Raw genomic sequence first — 15,685 nt, 5'->3', positions numbered from 1 at the left:
GGGGGTCAAGCGACGGCGACGACGTCGAGAATCCGCTGCACCACGCGGTCCTGATCGATGCCAGCGGCTTCGGCTTCGAACGACAGAATGATGCGATGGCGCAACACGTCGAACAGCACGGCCTGAATGTCTTCCGGGCTGACGAAGTCGCGACCGGCCAGCCAGGCGTGGGCGCGGGCGCAGCGATCGAGGGCAATCGAACCGCGCGGACTGGCACCGTAAGCGATCCATTCGGCCATTTCCGGATCGAACTTGGCCGGGTTGCGCGTGGCCATGACCAGTTGCACCAGATATTCCTCCACGGCGTCGGCCATGTACAAACCGAGGATTTCCTTGCGCGCGGCGAAGATCGCCTGCTGGCTGACCCGGCGCTCGGGTTTGGTCTCGCCGTTCAGCGCCTCGCCACGGGCCTGTTGCAGGATGCGCCGTTCGACAGCGGCGTCGGGGAAGCCGATCTTGACGTGCATGAGGAAACGGTCGAGCTGGGCTTCCGGCAACGGATAGGTGCCTTCCTGTTCGATCGGGTTCTGCGTGGCCATCACCAGAAACAGCGGCGACAGCTCATAAGTGCTGCGCCCCACGCTGACCTGACGCTCGGCCATCGCTTCGAGCAAGGCCGATTGTACCTTGGCCGGCGCGCGGTTGATTTCGTCCGCCAGCACAAGGTTGTGAAAGATCGGCCCTTGCTGGAAGACGAAACTGCCGGTTTCCGGACGGTAGATTTCGGTGCCGGTGATGTCAGCCGGCAGCAGGTCGGGGGTGAACTGAATACGATGGAACTGGGCTTCGATGCCCTCGGCGAGTTCTTTGATCGCTTTGGTCTTGGCCAGACCGGGAGCGCCCTCGACCAGCATATGGCCGTCGGCGAGCAGGGCGATGAGCAAGCGCTCGATGAGTTTTTCCTGGCCGAGAATCTGCGTTGAAAGAAAGGTTCGCAGCGCCAGCAGCGCTTCACGATGTTCCATCGGTGACTGTTCCTGGAAAGGGGGTGGCCGGGGCGTTCGGATAACGCCGGGGCTGGGGGCGTTACTTTAATCCATCGTGGGGGGCGGCGACTAACGGCATTTGCGCGATTTGTCAGTATCGGCCCTCGTTTGCACTGCGTGGGGCCGTTTCTGGACGTTTTTGCGATTCAGGTCTGCGTGTGCAAGCTATGCAATATGACCTTGATGGCGGGGCGCTCAAGCAGTTCGAACCATTTGCCTTCATCAACGATGGCGCCTTGCTGCATGACGAGCACGCGGTCAAAACGATGGAGATGTTCAACATCATGGGTGACACATATAAGGCCCTGTCCAGCGAATGTCTTGAATAGCAAATCCCACACTGGTGTAGCGAGTTTCGGTTCAATCGAAGCACTCGGCTCATCAAACAGATTGAATTTGCCCGGTCGATTCAGAAGTCGCAGCAACGAAAGCCGCTTCGCTTCACCTCCGGAGATATTGGTGGCGTTTTCAGCGATGTGACCTCGGCCAATGATTTCATCAAGCTGGAGGCATTGAATTGCCTCGTTCAATGTTTTCGACTGCTCAACACCGAAAAGTACGGACTGTTCAAAACTTCCTTCCAGGAACTGCGGAGACTGGGGGCTGTAACGCACCGTTTCCAGATGAACGCGAGCATTTAAGCGATCTATGCACAGCTCGTCGATGAACAGCCGGGGCCGCACCGAAAAATCCAGTCCTGCCAGCGCTTCGAGTAACGTCGATTTGCCAGCGCCGCTGGGCCCGATGATCGCAACGGATTGGCCCTGTCGGAAGCTGATCTGGCTGGCAATCGATAGCTGCGCAACACCGTTATGGGTGATCTCGCAGGGCTCGAGCCGTAATGTTGATAGGTTATGCAACGCATCAGAGTCATTGCGGCGATCGTTATCGAAGTCAGCAGTTGCAAGTAATTCTTTGAGTCGCCGTTGATCAGCCGAAAATTGATCCAGCACCCGATAGCCTTCGGTCAGCGCCGATACATTCAACAGGAACGTACCAGCAATAGAGGAAATGGCCACCAACTGACCGACGCTGATACTTGCTTGTCCGGACGTCTGATCCATGACTCCCCAAGCCAACAAACCGCCGGTGGACAGGCTGATAAACAAAATCTTCGCCGCACTCAACAGTCCGCCCGAGCCTGCTACGGTCACCGCAGCATTGGCGTAGCGCTCAAACGCTCGGTTCAAGGGTTGCAGGGCCGTGCGTTCGGCGCGTTCCAGTTTTATCGATTTACCAGCCCTCAAAGTATTGACCAAGGTTGCACTCAGCTCATCCTCCTGGTCATTAACAGCATCGATGTGTTTTCTGCGCCATCGAATGATCCGGTGAGTTGCATAGAGATAACAGCCACCGAGGCCAGCTAGCGCGCAGAAAACCCAGGCTCCGCCCATATACCAGAATGCGCCGGCCACAATAAGAAATTCCAGGCACAGGGGAAAACCCGTAGTGACGAAGAACATCAGCAACTGTTCGTGGGCAGTGATTCCGCGCTCGACCGACTTGATGAAGTGTCCTACTCGCCACGTGCCAAACTGGGAAAAATCCTTGCCCGTCAACCGCGCCATCCAATTGATGGAAGCATCCATGACAATTCGCTGGACGAGCTTTGAGAGCAGCAGCGTTTGCAGGGGGTGGTCATCGACTGAATGCAACCGGCCAGCGTAAAAGCTGCGGTGAAAAAAAGCAGCGTACGCAGCGTTGTGTGATCGGCATCGTTTAGTGAATCGACGATCTTGCCCAATAACAAAGGAGGGGCCAGGGCCAGGATTTTCAGGGTGATGGTCGCGCCTATTGTCATCACCAGCAGGAGTCGATGTTTCTCGCAGGCTGTTCTTATAAATGTCTGCATGAGTATGGGCCTGTGGTCGTTTTGGATCACGCCGTTGGCGTGCTCCTGGTGCCGAGCAAAATGTGCTGAGGAGCTACGGGTTGGCCATTTCTGATTATGTTGAATCGGTCGAGACCCGGGATATAAGTCTGGGTAACTACGTTGGTCCCCGGGTACTCCATGACTGTTCTGAAAAATAGGACTTTGTTCATACCGCTCAGGTTTTTTCGGAGCAAGGCAAGTTGTTCATGAACAGAGAGTGCAAGCAGGCTTTTTGGCGGCGCCAGGGTATTGAGTTTCAAGTTTTTAACGGGTGCAAAGTCTATCAGCTGTTTCAGTTTCTCGGATTGACAAAGCACATCAAGTACCTTTCGGTCCGCGATTTCATCGTTGGCGTCGTATAAGGCGTTTGATTGGAATTGCTCCGTTACCGCTCTTTGGATGGCGATAAATATGTCCAAAGAACAGCCGGAGCCGATTGCGGATATATGTCGGTCGCCGGGGCCGGTTCGTGGGAATGCAACCGCCAGATAAACTTCTGACTCGTCTTTGATAATGATGATCTGCAAAGCTTCGGCAGCCCGTAGCGCGTATGAGTTGTTGAACAGGGCTTGCGCAAGCAGGGGCGCCGACGGTGAGTAGAGATCGATCGCAGGTATCAGTCTGCAGACGGCCATGAAAAACCGGGACAACAGGTGTCGCTCAATCAGTTCCAGGGTACCGTGCAGCAGTGCTTCTGATTTCGTGCAGCCGAAAGCAGTTCCTGAGTTAGAGGCGTAGCGATTTAAAAAGCGCGTCGGTTGACTCGTTGTTTTACGTTCATCTTTGACCGGATACAGCAGGGCGTATGGCACAAAAAGCCCGGCGCAGCCGTCGAGTGCTGCAAGCTGCAGACACTGTAGAGGCTCGATGTTTTTTCGCAGACTTGTGAAAATGCCGTCCGACTCGACCCCGTTCTGCGAAGCGATGTCACTGCAACCAAGCGTTGTGCAAAATGGCGGCTCGGCGTGAAACATCGCGTAGTGCTCAAGGCTTTCAGCAAGTGCACCTACAAGCGCGTCGGGACCTTTGCCTGCGCCTGATTCAATCAGCGTGTCGTATTCGTTATAGAGTTCGGCAGTAGCGACCAGATTACCGTCATCGACATAGCGCACTCGCGCTTTCAAACCCAGTGTCTGGATAACATTGTTTATTCGGACAAACGCTTCGCTGGATGAAATCTCACGCTCTGACATGGTGAGCCTCGTAGGCTTGAATGCCGAAAGATCGACTTTCGGCATTTTCAGGATTGGCTGATCGGGAGGCCGAGTCAGCGGGTCAGTGAGGCGAAGAAGTCCAGTTCCGTCGCCAGGAAACCTTCAAAGTGGCCCGAGCCATAAGGCAAATCCTCGAAGGTGTTTATTTCAGAACGTTTTCTACCCATTACATATGACTCCATTGAATATCACGTTGTCGGCACTTTTTTGTGCGCCGAGCTTGCATGTTTTTTTGCAAGCGCAACGAGTAATAACAAGGGAGGGGTGGGCCCGCAATCAGACGGCTTCCGATGATTGCGTAGGGCACTTCTTGAGGAGTAGTAGGATCGAGCTTCGTGCTGTTAAACACAGCGGCGTTCTATGCGGAAAATTAGCGCGAATTATGGTTTTCAGGTGTTTAGAGCTTGTAGAGGTATCGATCAGCGTGGAATTAATGACGATGGCATAAGGGGCGATCAAATGCCGTCGTCATTTATCTTGTCATGCGAGCCGAACTGGTTATTCCAGATTAATTACAAAAGTTCCTGTCCCATCGAGAATATTCTTCAAAGTCTCAACAACCTCATCCATATCCACCATGTCCGGATTGAAACTGATCTCCAGCACATCATCCCCATTCAACGCATCGGCATCCGCCGCAGCAATCTCGATCTTCAGCAGTTTCGACGTCAGCGTGACCTTCACCCCCTCCAGCGTTGAAGGCTCGCCATCCAGCGTGATCTCCAGCTCATCCTCATCCGGATAACGGCTCATCAGGAACATCTCGCCCTTGTCGCTGTGGCAGCAGAGCATGGCCATGTTGTCTTCTTCGTCGTCGCACGGGTTGACGATCAGTAGGGCGGTGGTCATTTGCATGGGGGAAATCCTGGGCAGTGGCGGCGGTGAATCTGTTCGAAGGCGCGATTTTGCCAGTCTCTGCTCGTTCGCGCTGCCTGCATCGGTAAAAAGTGGCAAAGCAGGACATTTCCGTCGCTCGGTTCCGAGTAGCAAGAAGGGAAAATCCGACGCCAGCGTAAGGCAATTACCGGATTCACAAAATCCACCCGAAATTGCGATTTTTCGCTTGTGATGTCCACCTTTTTGCCGTTAGTTTCGCCGCTCTTGCGCAACGGAGTGCGTTACCAAAACCCCAAAAAAGGACCTTTGCCATGACCCAATATTTCGAACGCGCCGAAGAAATTCGCCACCTGTCTGATGAACAGATCGAGGAGATCTACAAGCGCTATCTGGAAGGTGAGAAAACTTCGCAGCTGATGGCGCAATTCCAGATTCCTTCCACGGTGCGCAGTCTGCTCAAGGTTCTGCCACCGATCGTCAGCACAGACCTCGCCTGTCCTTACTGTGAACTGCCGATGTGGATGCGCCGCTACGCCAGGGGAACTCCGCTTTCGTTGCGCAGTGCATTCAAATGCGTCCGCTGTGAGCACCAGCACAGTGTCCCCGGCGCCAATGGCCGCCACACAGCGTGCAACTGCACAGAATGTTTCAAGGTTCGCCAGCAGCAACTGGCCGCCCGGGCAGCGCGGGACCGTCTGGAGTTGCAGGCCAGATATGGCGCGCAACTCCCTGCAGTGCCTTACGCCAATCTGGGCTTTGTGCAGAAGTTGACGTTGCTCGCCTTGCTCGATGATGGCTACGGCGCAAACGTTGAATGGATTGCGCCGTTGAACGCGCCATCCCGAGAGGAGCTGCTTGCCCTGACGTTCGAGGCCCGTGAAGAGTTGCTCAAAAGCCTGCACGAAGCCGGGGTGCTGGCGGTTTCCACCGAATCCGATATCAACGCCTTCGATCGCAGCGAGGGCTGCAGTATTCGCGAGTACAGCGCCGTGCGCTGGCTGCCCAACGCCACGCTGGATGGCGCGGCGCGCTGTACCCGAGAGAATCTGTATCTGGCGCTGTATCAGGAATTGTCGGGCAGCGTGAAGGCTGCCTGGAAGAGCGAAATCTATTCCCTGGTCTTCAGTCTCGCCCGCGAAGAGTCGCTTCAATACATTCGTGTGCTGGCCAGTGAGGTGGATTTCGCCTTCACGGCCGAAGCCCGTGCCGATGAGGTGGTCGGGCAGTTGTTGCAGGACTTCTCGGTGAGTCAGTTGTATTACTTCGCCCGCTTGGCGGTACGAAACGCCGCGCACTTTTATGCCACCGGCAATTCCAAAGGGCGCAGTCACGCCTCCAACACCATTCCGCGCAACATGCTGGGCACGGCGCAGGACGCGCTCGTCCGTAACTGGCGCAAGAACGGCCATCGTGATGCGCGGGTGCCGCAGACAGCCTTGCAGCGACTGCTTTACGACGTAGTGCTGAAGGACAGCGGCGCCGGATTCTCAAAGTCGCCGGGCATGTACTGGCGCGACGAACTGGTTCCGCAATTCTTCAGCGCCGTAGCGTTCGACAGCGACTTGCTGGGCAATCTGCGCCTGTTCTGCCGCGAATGCGATTCGAGCAACATTGACGCCAGCATGGACAAGCAGATCCTGCAGACGATGTGCTACGACTGCGCCACAGTGAGTAAATTCAGAGCCTTCGAAGAGTTACCGGACTGATCCGCGTCAACCGCTGGCGCTGAACCGGATGCCACGCTCAGGGTCGATTAAAGGGCCTTGGGCGTTTTCGTTTCCGGATATGTAATGTCCTCGGCGACCGACCTGGCACGAAAGTCCCGTGAAACCGGGGTTTCGAACCTGCATCTCGGCGCACGCCTGCTAGTGTTGAAGCAGGCGAAACCCTGCATTTACGTGCCAATGACCGAATATGTCGCAGCACCGCAAGCAGACACATTGTCGCACCCATTAAGCTGCGCAACGGATGAGCACCCGTAAAGGCATTGCCGGCAGCGCTGGCAGTCGCTTTTGCAGATGCTCATTCATGGAAGGTGAATGTGACCTGAGTGTCCCGTCCAGCTTCACCCACCTGTCTCCCTGTTTCCTCTGCCCGAGAATCAGGAACAGGGCGACACCAGCCCCGAAAGGGGTGTTGCACGCGACGCTTTCCATCAATAACAAGCTTAAGCGGAGTACCACAGATGGCGTTCTTCACCGCAGCCAGCAAAGCCGACTTCCAGCACCAACTGCAAGCGGCACTGGCGCAGCACATCAGTGAACAGGCACTGCCACAAGTGGCGCTGTTCGCTGAACAATTCTTCGGCATCATTTCCCTGGACGAGCTGACTCAACGTCGTCTCTCCGACCTCGCTGGCTGTACTCTCTCTGCGTGGCGCCTGCTTGAGCGCTTCGATCACGCGCAACCGCAAGTGCGTGTCTACAACCCCGATTACGAACGCCACGGCTGGCAGTCGACCCATACCGCGGTCGAAGTGCTGCACCACGACCTGCCATTTCTGGTCGACTCGGTGCGTACCGAGCTGAACCGTCGCGGCTACAGCATTCATACCCTGCAGACCACCGTGCTCAGCGTGCGTCGTGGCAGCAAGGGCGAATTGCTGGAAATCCTGCCAAAAGGCAGCACCGGCGAAGGCGTCCTGCACGAATCGCTGATGTACCTGGAAATCGACCGTTGCGCCAACGCGGCCGAGCTGAACGTGCTGAGCAAAGAGCTTGAGCAGGTGCTCGGTGAAGTGCGCGTCGCCGTTGCTGACTTCGAGCCGATGAAAGCCAAGGTGCAGGACATCCTCACCCAGCTCGACAACAGCGCCTATCCGGTCGATGCCGACGAAAAGAACGAAATCAAGAGTTTCCTGGAATGGCTGGTGGGCAACCACTTCACCTTCCTTGGCTACGAAGAGTTCGTGGTCACCGATCAGGCCGATGGCGGCCACATCGAGTACGACCGGAACTCCTTCCTCGGCCTGACCAAACTGCTGCGCACCGGCCTGACCTACGAAGACCTGCGCATCGAAGACTACGCCGTGTCCTATCTGCGCGAACCGACCCTGCTGTCGTTCGCCAAGGCTGCGCACCCGAGCCGTGTGCACCGTCCGGCTTACCCGGACTACGTGTCGATCCGCGAAATCGACGCCGACGGCAAAGTCATCAAGGAACACCGCTTCATGGGCCTGTACACCTCCTCGGTGTACGGCGAGAGCGTGCGGGTCATCCCGTTCATCCGCCGCAAGGTCGAAGAAATCGAGCGCCGCTCCGGCTTCCAGTCCAAGGCTCACCTGGGCAAGGAACTGGCACAGGTCCTCGAAGTGCTGCCGCGTGATGACCTGTTCCAGACCCCGGTCGACGAACTGTTCACCACCGTGATGTCGATCGTGCAGATCCAGGAACGCAACAAGATCCGCGTGTTCCTGCGCAAAGACCCGTACGGGCGTTTCTGCTACTGCCTGGCCTACGTGCCGCGCGACATTTATTCCACCGAAGTCCGCCAGAAGATCCAGCAAGTGCTGATGGAGCGCCTGAAGGCGTCCGACTGCGAGTTCTGGACCTTCTTCTCGGAATCCGTGCTGGCCCGTGTGCAGCTGATTCTGCGCGTCGATCCGAAGAACCGCCTCGACATCGACCCGCTGCTGCTGGAAAAAGAAGTCGTACAAGCGTGCCGCAGCTGGCAGGACGATTACGCCGCACTGACCGTCGAGAGCTTCGGCGAAGCCCACGGCACCAACGTGCTGGCCGACTTCCCGAAAGGCTTCCCGGCCGGCTACCGCGAGCGTTTCGCTGCGCATTCGGCCGTGGTCGACATGCAGCACCTGCTGAGCCTCAACGAAAAAAATCCGCTGGTGATGAGCTTCTATCAGCCGCTCGGTCAGGTCTCCGGCCAGCGCGAGCTGCATTGCAAGCTGTATCACGCCGACACGCCGCTGGCGCTGTCCGACGTCTTGCCGATTCTGGAAAACCTCGGTCTGCGCGTACTGGGTGAATTCCCGTACCGTCTGCGCCACACCAACGGCCGCGAATTCTGGATTCACGATTTCGCCTTCACCGCCGCTGAAGGTCTGGACCTCGACATCCAGCAACTCAACGACACCCTGCAGGACGCGTTCGTGCACATCGTGCGTGGCGATGCCGAGAACGATGCGTTCAACCGTCTGGTGCTGACCGCCGGTCTGCCATGGCGCGACGTCGCGCTGCTGCGTGCCTACGCCCGTTACCTGAAGCAGATTCGTCTGGGCTTCGACCTGGGTTACATCGCCAGCACCCTGAACAACCACACCGACATCGCTCGCGAGCTGACCCGGTTGTTCAAGACCCGTTTCTACCTGGCGCGCAAGCTCGGCAGCGACGATCTGGAAGACAAGCAACTGCGTCTGGAACAAGCGATTCTGACTGCACTGGACGATGTTCAGGTGCTCAACGAAGACCGCATCCTGCGTCGTTACCTCGACCTGATCAAAGCCACCCTGCGCACCAACTTCTATCAGACTGACGCCAACGGCCAGAACAAGTCGTACTTCAGCTTCAAGTTCAACCCGCATGCGATCCCTGAGCTGCCCAAGCCAGTGCCGAAGTTTGAAATTTTCGTCTACTCGCCACGCGTCGAAGGCGTGCACCTGCGCTTCGGCAACGTTGCTCGTGGTGGCCTGCGCTGGTCTGACCGTGAAGAAGACTTCCGTACCGAAGTGCTCGGCCTGGTAAAAGCCCAGCAAGTGAAAAACTCGGTCATCGTGCCGGTGGGTGCGAAGGGCGGCTTCCTGCCGCGTCGCCTGCCACTGGGCGGCAGCCGTGACGAGATCGCGGCCGAGGGCATCGCCTGCTACCGCATCTTCATTTCCGGTCTGTTGGACATCACCGACAACCTGAAGGACGGCGCCTTGGTGCCGCCGGTCAATGTCGTGCGTCATGACGACGATGACCCGTACCTGGTGGTCGCTGCGGACAAGGGCACTGCGACCTTCTCCGACATCGCCAACGGCATCGCCATCGACTACGGCTTCTGGCTGGGTGACGCGTTCGCCTCCGGTGGTTCGGCCGGTTACGACCACAAGAAAATGGGCATCACCGCCAAGGGCGCGTGGGTCGGCGTACAGCGCCACTTCCGCGAACGCGGCATCAATGTTCAGGAAGACAGCATCACCGTGGTTGGTGTCGGCGACATGGCCGGCGACGTGTTCGGTAACGGCCTGTTGATGTCCGACAAGCTGCAACTGGTCGCTGCGTTCAACCACATGCACATCTTCATCGACCCGAATCCGAACCCGGCGACCAGTTTCGTCGAGCGTCAGCGTCTGTTTGACCTGCCGCGTTCGGCCTGGACCGACTACGACACCAGCATCATGTCCGAAGGTGGCGGTATCTTCTCGCGCAGCGCGAAGAGCATCGCGATCTCGCCGCAGATGAAAGAACGCTTTGACATCCAGGCTGACAAGCTGACCCCGACCGAACTGCTCAATGCCTTGCTCAAGGCGCCGGTGGATCTGTTGTGGAACGGCGGTATCGGCACCTACGTCAAGGCCAGCACCGAAAGCCACGCCGATGTCGGCGACAAGGCCAACGATGCACTGCGCGTCAACGGCAACGAGCTGCGCTGCAAAGTCGTGGGCGAGGGCGGTAACCTCGGCATGACCCAACTGGGTCGTGTGGAATTCGGTCTCAATGGCGGCGGTTCCAACACCGACTTCATCGACAACGCCGGTGGCGTGGACTGCTCCGACCACGAAGTGAACATCAAGATCCTGCTGAACGAAGTGGTTCAGGCCGGTGACATGACCGACAAGCAACGCAACCAGTTGCTCGCGAGCATGACCGACGAAGTCGGCAATCTGGTGCTGGGCAACAACTACAAGCAGACTCAGGCCCTGTCCCTGGCGGCGCGCCGTGCCTACGCGCGCATCGCTGAGTACAAGCGTCTGATGAGCGATCTGGAAGGCCGTGGCAAGCTGGACCGTGCCATCGAGTTCCTGCCGACCGAAGAGCAACTGACCGAGCGCGTCGCTGAGGGCCACGGCCTGACCCGTCCTGAGCTGTCGGTGCTGATTTCCTACAGCAAGATCGACCTCAAAGAACAGCTGCTCGGTTCGCTGGTGCCGGACGACGACTACCTGACCCGCGACATGGAAACGGCGTTCCCGCCGACCCTGGTCAGCAAGTTCTCCGAAGCCATGCGTCGCCACCGTCTGAAGCGCGAGATCGTCAGCACCCAGATCGCCAACGATCTGGTCAACCACATGGGCATCACTTTCGTGCAGCGACTCAAAGAGTCGACCGGCATGAGCCCGGCAAACGTGGCTGGCGCTTACGTGATCGTGCGCGACATCTTCCACCTCCCGCACTGGTTCCGTCAGATCGAAGCGCTGGACTATCAGGTTTCCGCTGACGTGCAACTGGAACTGATGGACGAGCTGATGCGTCTGGGCCGTCGTGCCACGCGCTGGTTCCTGCGTGCCCGCCGCAACGAGCAGAACGCTGCCCGTGACGTCGCGCATTTCGGTCCGCACCTGAAAGAACTGGGCCTGAAACTCGACGAACTGCTCAGCGGCGAAATCCGCGAGAACTGGCAGTCGCGCTATCAGGCGTACGTCGAAGCCGGTGTGCCGGAATTGCTGGCGCGTATGGTGGCGGGTACTTCGCACCTGTACACGCTGCTGCCGATCATCGAAGCCGCCGACGTCACCGGGCAGAACCCGGCCGAAGTGGCCAAGGCTTACTTCGCCGTCGGCTCTGCACTGGACATCACCTGGTACCTGCAACAGATCAGCGCTCTGCCGGTTGAAAACAACTGGCAGGCTCTGGCCCGTGAAGCGTTCCGTGATGATGTCGACTGGCAGCAGCGGGCCATTACCATCTCCGTCCTGCAACAGGGCGACGGCTCTCAGGACGTGGAAGCACGCCTGGCGCTGTGGATGGCCCAGCACGAAAGCATGATCGAACGCTGGCGCGCCATGCTGGTGGAAATCCGTGCTGCGAGCGGTACGGACTACGCCATGTACGCGGTGGCCAACCGTGAACTGCTGGATCTGGCGTTGAGCGGGCAAGCAATCGTGCCTGCGGTGACTGCGAATGCCGAGCTTGAACTGGCGTAAGTAGTGGCTGAATGAAGAAGCCCCGATGTCGAGAGATGCCGGGGCTTTTTTATGCCTGAGGGTTTTGTGGTGACTGGTCTGGCGCCTTCGCGAGCAGGCTCGCTCCCACAGTTGATCGCATTCCAAATGTGGGAGCGAGCCTGCTCGCGAAGAGGCACTTACATTCAATACAACTTTTGAGCTGGTTTACCCTCAAGCATCGACACTTTCTCCCCCGGCCGCACAACCAGATTACTCAGCGAACGGTCAAACTCGCGCAACGCCGCCAGCTGCAATTCCTCCTGCTGATTGATATCCGCGACGATCTCTTCCGAGCGCTTGAAGTCCGCCCACACCGGCGTCAGTTCCCGCGCCTGCGAGCCCTTCGCTGTGCCGATGTAGTTCAATTGCGCATCGTAAAAATCGGCACTGACATCCGCGCGGATATCCGAGCTGCGCGAGGTGATCAACTGGCTGTGGGTATCGACGATCGCCACCACATCCGGCCTGACCGCGCGCAGGCTTTGCATGTCTGGGTACACCGTCACCGAGCCGAACTGGCGTTGCAGCGAAGCGTTGACCCACTGCACCGCGCGATCCGGGCTGGAGCTGGCGACGTAGGCATCGTGGATCGGCTGCACCAGCAGGCTCTGACCAAAACCGGTACCGGCCTTGGCCTGATACTCGCGCAGGTATTGGCGATTGGCCAGGGTGCCGGGGCTGTAAATCACCCCCAGCGAGACGCCGGGACCGCTCTTGACCTGAGTAGCACTGCTGCGACCGGTCGGGTGCGGCAGCAGCGTGTCGAGGGATGACACGGCTTGCGGAGCAGTGGGAACAGAGCAGGCAGAGAGCAGCAAAACGGAGATCGCCAGCAGGGCGGGAAGCGCAGGTTTCATGGTGTTTCTCCCGTGAAACAAGGTCTGTCGATGAGTGTGCACGGGCCGATGGTTCGGCGGGTATTCAGGTTAAACCTGCCGGCCTGACCGTTGCCTGAATAACCTATGCGGGGTTAGTTTTATTGGCTTTAAGCGTTTGCAGGTAATGCCCCAAGGCAATAAAAAAGGCGCAAATGCTCGATTCGCGCCTTTCGTTTATGGCTGGTCACGCAGCCATCAGTTTTCCAGCGGGATCAGCACCTGCTCATCCGGGGCCAGCACCATGAACACCAGCAACCTGGCAGGCTTGGTCGAGCTGGCGTTTTTCGACACCAGATGCTCGGAACCGGCCGGCTCGTACCAGAACTGGCCCTTTTTGTAAGTGATCGCCTGTTCGCCTTTGACTTGGGAAATCACTTCGCCGTCGAGCACGTAAGCCATCGCCGTGCCTTCGTGCTTATGGGCGATCGAGGATTGCCCGGGCTGGTAGTCGACTTCGATCATCATGGCTTTCTTGCCGGGGGCGTTTTTCAGCAGTTGTTCCTGCAGGACGGTGATTTTTTCGGATGGGTCGTGAGCCATCGCCGATGCGGAAAGGCTGAAGACGAGGGCTGCGGCGACGAGGTGCAGGGCTTTCATGGCGGGTTACCTGTGATGGTGGGGGTGTGCTCACAGTAGGCCGCAATGTGGCCGGTTCAAACGGCCAATATTCGCGAAGATCAGGTGACCAATTCTGGTTCAAAAGCAAAGATCGCAGCCTTCGGCAGCTCCTACAGGGGAACGCATTCCAGAGTAGGAGCTGCCGAAGGCTGCGATCTTTTGATCTTGCTTTTAGACGATAGGAAAGCTGTTGAAATCGACGCTATTGGCCAGGCGGCTATCGATCAGGTCGATAAACCCCTGCGCCTCGGGCCGGTTGAAATGCGCCTGCATTGCCGCTTCCGACTGCCAGCGCGCGCTGACCGTCCAGCGGTGGCTGTCCTCGGGGCAGCGGTCGACCAGGTAGGAATCGCAGCCCGGAGTTTCGCGCAGGGTGTCGACGATCTTCTGCAATTGCTTGCCAAGCTCTTCCGAGCGGCCCGCAACAGCCTTCACTTCAACCGTGTTGATCACTTCGTTGGACATTGCTCACACTCCTGAATCAGGCCGGACGAATCCTGCTCACTGAGGGATAACGCCTGTGCAGAATAGGCCTGCCGCCGTGAATCACCAATAACCAATCGGCGGTAAAAGCCTTATACCAACGGCTCATGACAGCTGTTCGAGGATGTCGCGCAGGCGATCGAGGGCAATGTCGATGTCGAGGGTTTCGATGGCGCCGAAACCGAAGTAAAGGCCTTCTTTCGCCGGCTGCTGGTAGTAGAAACCACTGATCGCATACAGGCCGACCTCGACCTTTTTTGCCAGCTCGATGACCAACGGCAAATTGATAGGCACCTTGCAGAACACCGCCATGTGAAACCCGGCGCTGGCCGGCACGGCTTGCAGCCACGGTGCAAGGTCAGTCGCCATCCGCGCCAGGATCCGCTCGCGGCGTTGCGCGTAGATCGTGTGGCAGCGGCGGATGTGCTTGAGCAGGCAACCCTCGGCGATGAACTTGGCCAGCGCCCATTGCGGCAGAGTCGAGGCGTGCAGATCGGTCAGCTGTTTGGCGCGAATCACCGCCTCGATGATCGACGGCGGCAGGATCGCGTAGCCAAGGCGCAACTCCGGCAGCAAGGTTTTCGAGAAGGTGCCGACGTAGGCGACGATGCCGCGCTGATCGAGGTTGTACAGCGAATCCGTAGGCCGGCCTTCGTAGCGGAATTCACTGTCGTAATCGTCTTCGATGATGATCGCGCCGAGCTCGTGGGCACGGGCGAGCAGGGCCTCGCGGCGCGCCTGACTCATGGCCATGCCCAGCGGAAACTGATGCGACGGGGTGACGTAAATGAGCCGCGTGCCATCGGGAATGTGCTCGACCTGAATGCCCTCGGCATCCACCGGCACCCCGACCACCTCCGCGCCATGCGTGCCGAACAACAAGCGCGCGGGCGGGTAGCCGGGGTCTTCCATGGCCACCAGACTGCCGGGACGGGTCAGTACGCGGGCAATCAGGTCCAGCGCCTGCTGCGCGCCGTTGCACACGACGATGTCCTCGTCCTGACAGTTGATGCCACGGGAAAACGCGATGTGCCGGGCGATCGCATTGCGCAGCGCCGGCAAACCTTCGGCAACGCTGTAGAAACCTTTCGACTGCGCCATCTGCCGCATCGCATGGGCGACGCAGCGGCGCCAGTCGTCGTGGGGGAACTGGCCTTTGCTGGTGGCGCCGCCGATGAAGTCGTAGCGCAGCGAACCTTGCAGCGTCGGGTGACGCAGGAACACCGGCAGATTGCGCCAGCTCTCGATCACCTCGGCACTGGCCAGCTCGGTGTGGCTCTGCTTGCGCTGCACCTGCGCCGGGCGGGCGTTGACGTAGGTGCCTTTGCCGATCACGCCGGTGAGGAAGTTTTCGTAGGTCAGTTGCGCATAGGTGTCGGAAATGGTCTTGCGCGAAATGCCCAATTGCTCGGCCAGCAAGCGGCTCGGCGGTAACTGCGTACCCGCCGCCAACCGCCCGGATTCAATCGCCGCGCGCAACTGCTGATACAACTGACCGGCAAGATCCTTGCGGCCGTTGATCACGACATGAAGTTCCATACCGACGAGGCTCCCGGGTGTTGAGTGAAGTGTCGGTCAGATTAGCGTTGTTGGGCTTATGGCAGTAGTTGCGTGGAGTAAAAACCGCAAATTGGCGCAAGTCCCTGTGGGAGCGAGCCTGCTCGCGAAAGCGGTGGGTCATTGAACAGATTCGT

Annotated in this window: 11 protein-coding genes; 2 read left to right on the top strand and 9 right to left on the bottom strand. The window is 58.4% G+C overall.

The genetic code is table 11. The features are described 5' to 3' along the window. Positions 1-5: 5 nt before the first annotated feature. The 5 genes from FEE99_RS19760 to FEE99_RS19740 all read right to left on the bottom strand — a co-directional run bounded on the left by FEE99_RS19760 (position 6) and on the right by FEE99_RS19740 (position 4,928). A complete protein-coding gene (locus tag FEE99_RS19760) occupies positions 6-965 on the bottom strand; it encodes an AAA family ATPase (RefSeq protein WP_007913915.1) in 960 nt (319 codons plus the stop codon). 167 nt (positions 966-1,132) lie between these two features. Then, positions 1,133-2,575, bottom strand: a complete 1,443-nt coding sequence (locus FEE99_RS19755) for an ATP-binding cassette domain-containing protein (RefSeq protein WP_447121724.1) — start codon at positions 2,573-2,575, stop codon at positions 1,133-1,135. Next, positions 2,542-2,838, bottom strand: coding sequence for a hypothetical protein (locus tag FEE99_RS19750; protein ID WP_447121723.1), 297 nt, complete (start codon positions 2,836-2,838; stop codon positions 2,542-2,544). The genes FEE99_RS19755 and FEE99_RS19750 overlap by 34 nt, the downstream gene beginning before the upstream one ends. A 26-nt stretch (positions 2,839-2,864) precedes the next feature. Further along, a complete protein-coding gene (locus FEE99_RS19745) occupies positions 2,865-4,052 on the bottom strand; it encodes a YcaO-like family protein (RefSeq protein WP_081932611.1) in 1,188 nt (395 codons plus the stop codon). 519 nt (positions 4,053-4,571) lie between these two features. Continuing rightward, on the bottom strand, positions 4,572-4,928 hold the full coding sequence (locus tag FEE99_RS19740; protein ID WP_041480090.1) for a hypothetical protein: 357 nt from the start codon (positions 4,926-4,928) through the stop codon (positions 4,572-4,574). Between the two features lie 293 nt (positions 4,929-5,221). Here FEE99_RS19740 and FEE99_RS19735 point away from each other — a divergent pair, with 293 nt between their 5' ends. Together FEE99_RS19735 and FEE99_RS19730 are read left to right on the top strand one after the other, a co-directional pair. After that, entirely contained in the window at positions 5,222-6,616 is a 1,395-nt protein-coding gene (locus tag FEE99_RS19735; protein WP_041480091.1) for a hypothetical protein, read from the top strand. 479 nt (positions 6,617-7,095) lie between these two features. Next, positions 7,096-11,991, top strand: a complete 4,896-nt coding sequence (locus FEE99_RS19730; RefSeq protein WP_041480093.1) for an NAD-glutamate dehydrogenase — start codon at positions 7,096-7,098, stop codon at positions 11,989-11,991. Positions 11,992-12,155: 164 nt separating this feature from the next. Here FEE99_RS19730 and FEE99_RS19725 read toward each other — a convergent pair whose 3' ends face one another. The 4 genes from FEE99_RS19725 to pdxR all read right to left on the bottom strand — a co-directional run bounded on the left by FEE99_RS19725 (position 12,156) and on the right by pdxR (position 15,530). Next, on the bottom strand, positions 12,156-12,869 hold the full coding sequence (locus FEE99_RS19725) for a hypothetical protein (protein WP_041480095.1): 714 nt from the start codon (positions 12,867-12,869) through the stop codon (positions 12,156-12,158). Positions 12,870-13,085: 216 nt separating this feature from the next. After that, on the bottom strand, positions 13,086-13,487 hold the full coding sequence (locus tag FEE99_RS19720; protein ID WP_041480096.1) for a cupin domain-containing protein: 402 nt from the start codon (positions 13,485-13,487) through the stop codon (positions 13,086-13,088). Positions 13,488-13,679: 192 nt separating this feature from the next. Continuing rightward, on the bottom strand, positions 13,680-13,973 hold the full coding sequence (locus FEE99_RS19715; protein WP_016774982.1) for a putative quinol monooxygenase: 294 nt from the start codon (positions 13,971-13,973) through the stop codon (positions 13,680-13,682). 123 nt (positions 13,974-14,096) lie between these two features. Further along, positions 14,097-15,530 carry a MocR-like pyridoxine biosynthesis transcription factor PdxR gene (gene pdxR, locus FEE99_RS19710; protein ID WP_041480098.1) on the bottom strand — a complete coding sequence of 478 codons (1,434 nt, stop codon included), beginning with the start codon at positions 15,528-15,530 and terminating at the stop codon, positions 14,097-14,099. Positions 15,531-15,685: the final 155 nt, after the last annotated feature.

The organism is Pseudomonas sp. ef1 (assembly GCF_007293365.2).
In the GTDB taxonomy this organism is placed as follows: domain Bacteria; phylum Pseudomonadota; class Gammaproteobacteria; order Pseudomonadales; family Pseudomonadaceae; genus Aquipseudomonas; species Aquipseudomonas siliginis.
The sequence above is the reverse complement of the archived record's forward strand: the minus strand, read 5'-3'. Positions and strand labels throughout refer to the sequence as shown.